Origin of the sequence: Levilactobacillus andaensis (genome assembly GCF_016861695.1) — a bacterium.
GTDB lineage: Bacteria > Bacillota > Bacilli > Lactobacillales > Lactobacillaceae > Levilactobacillus > Levilactobacillus andaensis.
Genome location: NZ_BOLP01000031.1, coordinates 1 through 7,446, shown reverse-complemented (window position 1 = coordinate 7,446; position 7,446 = coordinate 1). Strand labels below are relative to the sequence as shown.

General features: G+C 37.9%; 8 protein-coding genes and 1 pseudogene. 4 read left to right on the top strand and 5 right to left on the bottom strand.

The window, feature by feature from the left end:
- Positions 1–2,051, bottom strand: a 2,051-nt coding sequence (mobQ, locus tag JUF10_RS13965; protein ID WP_203643396.1) for a MobQ family relaxase, incomplete at its 3' end; no start/stop codon positions are given.
- A gap of 253 nt (positions 2,052–2,304) precedes the next feature.
- Here mobQ and JUF10_RS13960 point away from each other — a divergent pair.
- Positions 2,305–2,532, top strand: coding sequence for a hypothetical protein (locus JUF10_RS13960; protein WP_084995208.1), 228 nt, complete (start codon positions 2,305–2,307; stop codon positions 2,530–2,532).
- A 22-nt stretch (positions 2,533–2,554) separates the two neighbouring features.
- Positions 2,555–2,833 carry a hypothetical protein gene (locus JUF10_RS13955; protein WP_203643393.1) on the top strand — a complete coding sequence of 93 codons (279 nt, stop codon included), beginning with the start codon at positions 2,555–2,557 and terminating at the stop codon, positions 2,831–2,833.
- On the opposite strand, the gene JUF10_RS13950 is transcribed toward JUF10_RS13955, so the two are convergent.
- From JUF10_RS13950 to JUF10_RS13935, 4 genes and pseudogenes are all read right to left on the bottom strand, one after another.
- Complete coding sequence (locus JUF10_RS13950; RefSeq protein WP_010012556.1) at positions 2,823–3,503, bottom strand: ATPase; 681 nt, start codon at positions 3,501–3,503, stop codon at positions 2,823–2,825. The two genes, JUF10_RS13955 and JUF10_RS13950, sit on opposite strands and share 11 nt — an antisense overlap.
- On the bottom strand, positions 3,500–3,685 hold the full coding sequence (locus JUF10_RS13945; protein WP_010620892.1) for a hypothetical protein: 186 nt from the start codon (positions 3,683–3,685) through the stop codon (positions 3,500–3,502). The genes JUF10_RS13950 and JUF10_RS13945 overlap by 4 nt, the downstream gene beginning before the upstream one ends.
- 46 nt (positions 3,686–3,731) lie before the next feature.
- Positions 3,732–4,013: a type II toxin-antitoxin system RelB/DinJ family antitoxin gene (locus JUF10_RS13940; protein WP_010014831.1), complete on the bottom strand. Its 282-nt coding sequence runs from the start codon at positions 4,011–4,013 to the stop codon at positions 3,732–3,734.
- A 228-nt stretch (positions 4,014–4,241) separates the two neighbouring features.
- Positions 4,242–4,553, bottom strand: a pseudogene (locus tag JUF10_RS13935) (replication initiator protein A); the annotation flags it as partial.
- A 1,459-nt stretch (positions 4,554–6,012) separates the two neighbouring features.
- Here JUF10_RS13935 and JUF10_RS13930 point away from each other — a divergent pair.
- Entirely contained in the window at positions 6,013–6,825 is an 813-nt protein-coding gene (locus JUF10_RS13930) for a ParA family protein (protein WP_147781539.1), read from the top strand.
- A gap of 3 nt (positions 6,826–6,828) precedes the next feature.
- Positions 6,829–7,185: a hypothetical protein gene (locus JUF10_RS13925; RefSeq protein ID WP_024526904.1), complete on the top strand. Its 357-nt coding sequence runs from the start codon at positions 6,829–6,831 to the stop codon at positions 7,183–7,185.
- Positions 7,186–7,446: the final 261 nt, after the last annotated feature.

Here is a 7,446-nt window from a genome sequence, read left to right as displayed (position 1 = left end):
ATGCCCCCATCTTCATGCCGGTTTCGAGTTTGGTGTTGCCGTTGCTTTTTCGTCATTTCCCACTCGGTCTCCTTTAGTCCACGTAGTTGCTGTTTTCTTAGATAGTCTGTATTTTTCGCATATAAAGTGGTCATTAAGGCTTCGTCCAAAATATTCATCAGGTAATTTTTCGGGCTAGTTGGGTGGTAATTAATGGCCTGATAGTCCTTAACTTGAGCTCGCTTATATTGATCAAAGCGCATTGTCTGTTGTTTCAAACGGGTTTGCACCATTTCAATTTGTTGGTGATCCAACTTAGGATCTTGGCCACATTCGCCAATAAACAGTTGCCGGGTGCCATCATGTTTTAAGACCCGTTGCAGTCGATGATCCTGAATATCTTTTAATTCCATTTTACCTAACAGGTAATTTAAACCGGCTTGATGTTGCTGACTAGTAAAGACTACCGGTGGCTGCTGTTGCAATTGACTAAGATCATCGGCGCTTAATGGCTTTAATTCTGGGTCATAGTAAACCACAGCGGTATAGATTTGCTCCTTGTCAATCGTCTCTAGCTTATCGAGGTCACTGTCCGGAAAAGCAGTCGTTAGAATGCTGTCGTATTGGGTTTGCACCACGGCTTTAACTTCCCGCATGACCCGTAAATCTTTCACCGCTTTAGAAATGAATTCGAGTTCGCTTGGTTGATAAGCGGCTAGTATGCCCCGATCAGTAGGCTTCAAATCGTCTAACTGGTGACCATGTTTGGCTAGTACCGTGGTTAATTGCTTCTTAATTGTTTGGACCTGCTGATTAACTAACTGCCAGCTGGTATATGGCCGCTTGGTAAACGTCAATAATTGCTGGGTTAATAAGTCGTTTCGAATATCCGCTAACCGTTCTGCCAATTCGCTACCCTTAAAAATCGTTTGTTCACTATTAGTTTCTTTAATCAGTTCCCGTCGTTCAGCTGCGGTTGTCTGTTCAAAATTAAGTTCCGGATAAAGCTTTTTCGTTGCTCGTTCCACCACTTTATTTAACAACTGGTTAGCTTGTGCTAGTGATGTCGTTTGCTGGTCAATAGTCAGCAGTTGCTTGGTTACATCTTCACCAATGGCATGTTTGATTAATAAGCTGTTTTTCCAATTAAACAGCATGCGCTGTTTATCATCTAAACGTTCTAAATCGACATAGGTTTTCAATTGCTGACTTAGATGACTAATTGTGTGTTTTTCAGAGAACGATAGCTCGTCAGTTAACGCGTCAAAATGTTCATGATTTCTTATCTTTTCGTCAAGATTATGATATTTAGCTTGAGCGTTTCTTTGCGCTCTAACTTGTTGATTAAATGCTTTTCGATTTTTTCTTTGGCTGTTAATGCCTTCGTGTTGGGTAGGTGTCTCTTGAATCCCTTGATCGACAAACGATTTTTCACTAATCCGATCCGGAATATTTTTTTGTGCTAAAGACTGATTAACACTTGTTGCCCAATTATGCCGCCACTCATTAATTTTTTCCTTTTTATCCCAATCAACCAACCAAATTTTCCTTTGTTTTGGAAACCCGCTTTTGGTTAAAAGTTGCTTGCCATTTTCATCTTTAATGTACTGCGTCTTTGCTTTTAATCCCCAACTACCATCGGGGTTAAATGGGCGATTGGTTAACATCACATGTGCGTGCGGATTGTCTGAGTGATCGCGATGAATTGCTACGTCAGCTACCATACCTTGATCGACAAAATTTTCTTGCACATATTTTGTCAGTAATTCTTTCTGTTCGGATTCACTTAATTCTACCGGTAAAGCCACGTTAAATTCTTTGGCATACCGCGAGTTTGATTTACGATCGTTCTTTTCAACTTCATTCCATAATTGTTCTCGATTACTGGCCCATTCTGGTGCATTTTTGGGGGTTAAAATAAAGCTTTCTGGCATAACCGAGCGGGCATAAAAATAGTGGCGGCCTTCTTGATTATCAAATAATTTTTCACCACTTCGATAAGCGGCACTGGCAATGGCACTGCGTCCTTTACCAGCACTAATATTACTAAAACTCATATGAAATATTGCCATGTTAGTCACCTCTTTACTTTGATTCTATGGGTTTTCCTCTGTTGTCGCCATCGGCGACTTCTAATACAGGTTTTTTGGGGGTTAGCACAACATAGAATTAATTCTATGTGTAAGTGCACATTGACCTCGTTTCACTCGGTCTGCTGATTCTCCTGAATTTACTTTTAGTGTATGCCTTCCGCTTCGCTATTTCAACTTTTATCCTTTGACTTAACGTTTCCCTTATGATATAGTTTCGGTGATTATTTCTAATATGATTGGAGGGATCGTTATGTCTCAAAGCAACTTAGAAAAACAAGAAGCTAAATTAAAAGCCCTTAATCAAAAAATTAAGGACGAAAAAAATAAGATTGAACAACGTCTAGGTAAACAAATCATCAGTCAAGCCAATTTAGATTATGCTAATTTGTCTAACGATCAGATTAAGCTTTTATCCAAGCAATTTTCTGAATTTTTAAAGGTAAAGTCCGTAGATCATTAGCCATACGAGATGGGGCAATTCCATGTCTAATCAATATGAAAAACTAGTCGAGCAGCAAGTGCGTTTAAAACAAAAAATTGAGCGGGAAGATTTTAAGTTACGGCAATCTAAATACTATGAAAATCGGCAAGCCCGCAAAGCCCGTTCTCGCCGATTAATTCAAAAAGGGGCTTTGCTCGAAAAATACTTTCAAGCTAATAACCTCTCGGTCGAACAAACCGAAGAACTTTTAAAAATATTTGCTGACTATGTTAACGCCCATAAACCGAATAAACTCAAAAACGATCAGCCTAGTAACTAGGCCGATCGTTTTTATTTTCTGGATCATTTTTAGGCTTTACTTCTGGGTTTTGATCTGCAAAATTTTGTAACTGCTTTTGCACCTTTTCTGGATAAGTAATATTTTGGTTTATCCAAGGAAAATGCCTCAAATCGTTCTTAAAAACTTGTCCCTTCTCTCTTGCATAAACAGAGGTAAACTTTTCGCTATTATCATAGATCATGACCTTATCAGATTTAAAGGCCACTAATGGCAAATTATGTTTGGATTGCTGATAACGTTTCTTGATCGTTGCTACTGGAACACCGTGGCCACCTTTTTGTACCCGTTCGTTGACCCTTTGGATAGCTAAATTTTCATCTCGCAAAGCAACATATAATAAAGTCACTTCAAAACCATTTTTGTGAGCTTTGTCAATCAAATTGAGTTGAGCTTTGCCTCTACCTGCCAGTGTTGTTTCTACGTGAATACTTTGCTGGTGATCTAAAGCATAGTGTAGTTGTTTGATTTCTTCTTTCATGGCTTTTAAGTTGTCACTATCTTTATGCCAATCGCCACCCATTTGTCTTAAAAGTTCATCAGCGTTAATCCGTTTTGTTTTGTCAAACAAGATGGGGAATGTATCGTATAGCGTACTTTTCCCTGCTCCGTTAATACCAGCAACAATAATGTATTGTGGTTTATCTATCAACGGACAAAGTCCTTTCGCTTAATAACCTCATCTTGCCTTTTATCTAAAAAGTAGGTATATAAAGCGTCATATACTTTGCGCTTTTCTGGATCTGGTTCATGTAATGACTTATCAAGTAAATCTTTTAAATCCGTTTCTTTGGCAATTTCAAAAAAGTCATTAATTGTGATTGTATCTTTCATGTTCATCACACTTCCAAGTTATTAATTTATTTAATCTGATAAGCCATTAGTCCTCATCTGGATCATTGAGCCAATCAGCGACTTCTTTAGCGTCTTTGAACTCTGTTACTGGTGTCTCTTTGGTAGCCTTTAAAAGGCTTAAATTAGCTCTTTCGGCTTCGCTCAGGGCTGGTTTAAACGGTAATGCTGCGTCAGCTACGATCCGCTTATAAAACATATTGATCGCGGTAGTTGGGTTTAGACCTAACTGGCTTAAAACGGCTTCGGTATTATCTGCCAATTCTTTGTCAATCTGGACTTGTACGCGTTTCTTTTCCTTAACTGCCATGATTTTCTCGCCCCCCCTTTTATTACTACTCATATTATACTAATCTTTGAGTACCATCTCAATTAGCCTGCTTCTTTAAAAGTTGTGAATTTAAGTTTGCTGTCCTTTCCGCAATGGCACTTATACAACGTTCCTAAAGTGCCCGTAAGCGCATTTTAAAACTCGTTTAATATAATTATGCTCTATCTGTTTAAAACAGCTTAAATGGCCTTATATAGCTTTTTAGTTTTAAGCACGCTCATCGTTAGGGTGTTTGGCCGCATATTCTCTAGCCGCTTGTTTATTCCACCAAACACCAAATAGATTTTGCATGGTGCCGTACAGGTAGTTTTCCACGTTCTTGATGTGCTTCTCATTGCTTCTTAGGGCGTTAAAGTAACGTCTCAAGGCTTTAGTCATTAAAAATTTAAGTTCTTCGTCGTCCAGTGGGATTGTGACGCCAATATCTTTATGATCCTTCTCAACTCGGTACTTAGCATTTAAGATAATACCAACGAAGCGACGCATCTGTTGCGGGGTACGGCACCAAAAACTAAGCAGTATTCATCATGTTACAGCACCCAAGTAAAAGCTACGAAGATAAAAACATTCATCCTCAAAATATGTAACCTAGAAAAAAGGCCTCCAATGTTAAACCGGGAGCCTTTTTTAGTATACCAATTTCTACTTCACATAAGGCGGCTTATCCCAAGTAACCTGATTCATTACCGAGGGAACAACATTCCGTTCTTTTTTGATTGTGAGCTTGTCCAAAAAGGAAGTGGTATAGGTCGCAGATTGGCTTTAATTGAGGAAAGGAAGTTTGTGAAATTTACTGGTATTACTCCTAGACCATTCCCTTAAATTCAACTGTCTCATTCTTTGTATTAACCAAAAATTTGCCAACACTTCCCCGATACTTCACTGATACTTTAAATGAATACTTGTAATTTACCCGAGTGTATCGAATACTACTAATTCTTCCCTGATACCCTTGACTACGCAAAACTCTCTTCACTTGGTTCCTTTGTCGATCAGTAATTCTTGCAGAACTCCGATAGATTGTCTTCTTAACGATCACATCTGGATTCAATGGAACAATGTAATCCTTACATTCCAACAATTCCACCAACTTTCTTTTTTCTTTGGAATTTGACTTGACGGGTTACGGTTTTCCATTCAGTTTAGAGGGAGTGACGTTTTGAGCGCAGAATTGTTCCCTGGAATCAGCTATTTGGAATAACTGAACCAGAGTACAATTCTACTACTAAAAGTTTCCCTTTAGTTCGTCGGTCGTTAACGCCCGTCGCTTGTCTGTACAATTGCGGTATTGCTACCACCACTCATTATAAACCTACGTTTTCGGTTTAACCTACTAAAAAACGCCCTAGTAGGCGTTGGCAATACGTATTTATTTTTGTTCGATCGCCAACTAATCAGTGGCACCAAGCCGAAGCTTCGTTTTACCACCCGCGCCGTTAATGGTCGCGCTCACCATTCACCACCCAGCCGTACAGATGACCTTGTTGTGGTATAGCCAGACTTATTGAAGTCGCACTGGCAAACGTGTCCCCTTGGATTTAGACCCCAGCTTGTCCCCTAGGGCTTTAAAAATCGCACCGGCCATGATATAATAGTCATTAAATAACGATGACTTTTATGTGGCGCTCACCGATGCCCGTCGGTGGGTGTTTTTTTATGTTCTATTTTATGTCTAAATAATATCTCAATAGCAAGAATAAGTAAAGGCGCTTTTTACATAGTTCTATAGAACTATGTAATCTATAATTCTATAAATCTATAGTTCTATAAATCTATAGATGTTCATTTCTATAGTTCTATAAATCTATAGTTCTATAGAGCTGCTATGTCGGCAATATTCGCTATTTATTAGAACTATAGATCTATAGTTCTATAGTTCTATAGATATTAATTTCTATAGTTCTATAGATTTGAATAAAATTTTCTATAGAATTTTATTTTTTTGTGCTATAATTTTTCCCAAAAGGATGTGTCTATGTTGACCACAACTATTACAACCGGGAATTTTAAAGGTGGAGTTGGAAAAACAACTAATGCTGTTATGATTGCTTACACCTTATCTAATAGAGGGAAAAAATCCTTAATAGTAGATCTTGATCCACAAGCTAATGCTACAGACTTGCTGTTTACAACAATGAGCCAAGTGTATGGAACTAAACCTGATTTTAGCGAAACGCTTGAAGTTGCTTTAAAAAAAGGTAGTTTAGAAAATGCAATTGTTCATGTAAATGATAACTTAGATTTACTTCCTTCGGATGATGATTTACAGAACTATGATAAATTTCTAAGCTCTTCGTTTCCTGATGACTACACACAAGATCATTATTTCTCTAAACTATTATCAAAAATTTCAAGTAAATATGATTTTGTAATATTAGACGTTCCCCCACAATTAAACAAATTTACTGATTCCGCTTTGGTTGCAAGTGATTACGTTATTGTTATTTTGCAAACCCAAGAGCGCTCATTGCGAGGGGCAGAAACATACGTTAAGCACTTATTGCAAATCAAAGACGATTACTCTCTCGACATTGATTTGTTAGGCGTTTTACCTGTCTTACAACAAAACGGAAATGATTTAGATTTAGACGTTATCGAAGATGCAACTACAAGCTTCGGCAATGCAAACATGTTTAAACAAAAGGTGCGTCAGATGGCTAGACTAAAACGATTTGATCGCACTGGTATAACAAATAATGCTAGCCATGACATAAACGACAGAAGGGTTCACTATCTTTATGATTTGGTTGTAGATGAATTATTAGAACGTTTAAAATTGATTAGAGGTTAAAAAATGACTGCTAACGATAAAATGGGATTAGGTGCTTTTGGAGAAACTAGAAAGAATAAAACCACACGACCTCAGAAAATTGAGCCACAAAAATTTGAAGAACAACACAGAAGCATGCCAAATGACCAAGTACTAATTAAGCCAAAACGTAGATTGACAGCAAAAGATACTCCAAAGTCTGTCCAGGCACAATTAGACACTCATATGGCCATAAAGCAAATAGCTACCATTGAAAATAAGCGAAACTATGAGGTTCTCAACGAAATCGTTGAAAGCTATGTTCAAAATATGCCGAACCAAAGCAAAAAATTGGTAATAGATAGTGTTAGAGCTGTTCAACAAAATATGCGAGATTTTTAAATATCTATAGATCTATAGTTCTATAGAATGGACGTCTTGTATAACTGCAAAATTAACGAATAACACCACGCGCGCTCAGACAACACGTTCAGCTTTTAGACGTATACTTGTCCGTTTAAATGAAGCAGAATGCACACAAAAAAGCCACCCACCTCGTGATGAGATGAGTGGCTTTTTGGTTGTGTGGTAGATTGTAAAATTAATCCGAACGCTGTTCGGACAAAAAAGATCAGCTTCCTTTAAAATGGTGTTTACCACAAA

Excerpts from the sequence above, each read along its gene's own strand:
- JUF10_RS13960 (WP_084995208.1), top strand. The coding sequence starts at position 2,305 with ATGATTGGAGGGATCGTTATGTCTCAAAGCAACTTAGAAAAACAAGAA.
- JUF10_RS13955 (WP_203643393.1), top strand. The coding sequence starts at position 2,555 with ATGTCTAATCAATATGAAAAACTAGTCGAGCAGCAAGTGCGTTTAAAA.
- JUF10_RS13945 (WP_010620892.1), bottom strand. The coding sequence starts at position 3,685 with ATGAAAGATACAATCACAATTAATGACTTTTTTGAAATTGCCAAAGAA.
- JUF10_RS13940 (WP_010014831.1), bottom strand. The coding sequence starts at position 4,013 with ATGGCAGTTAAGGAAAAGAAACGCGTACAAGTCCAGATTGACAAAGAA.
- JUF10_RS13925 (WP_024526904.1), top strand. The coding sequence starts at position 6,829 with ATGACTGCTAACGATAAAATGGGATTAGGTGCTTTTGGAGAAACTAGA.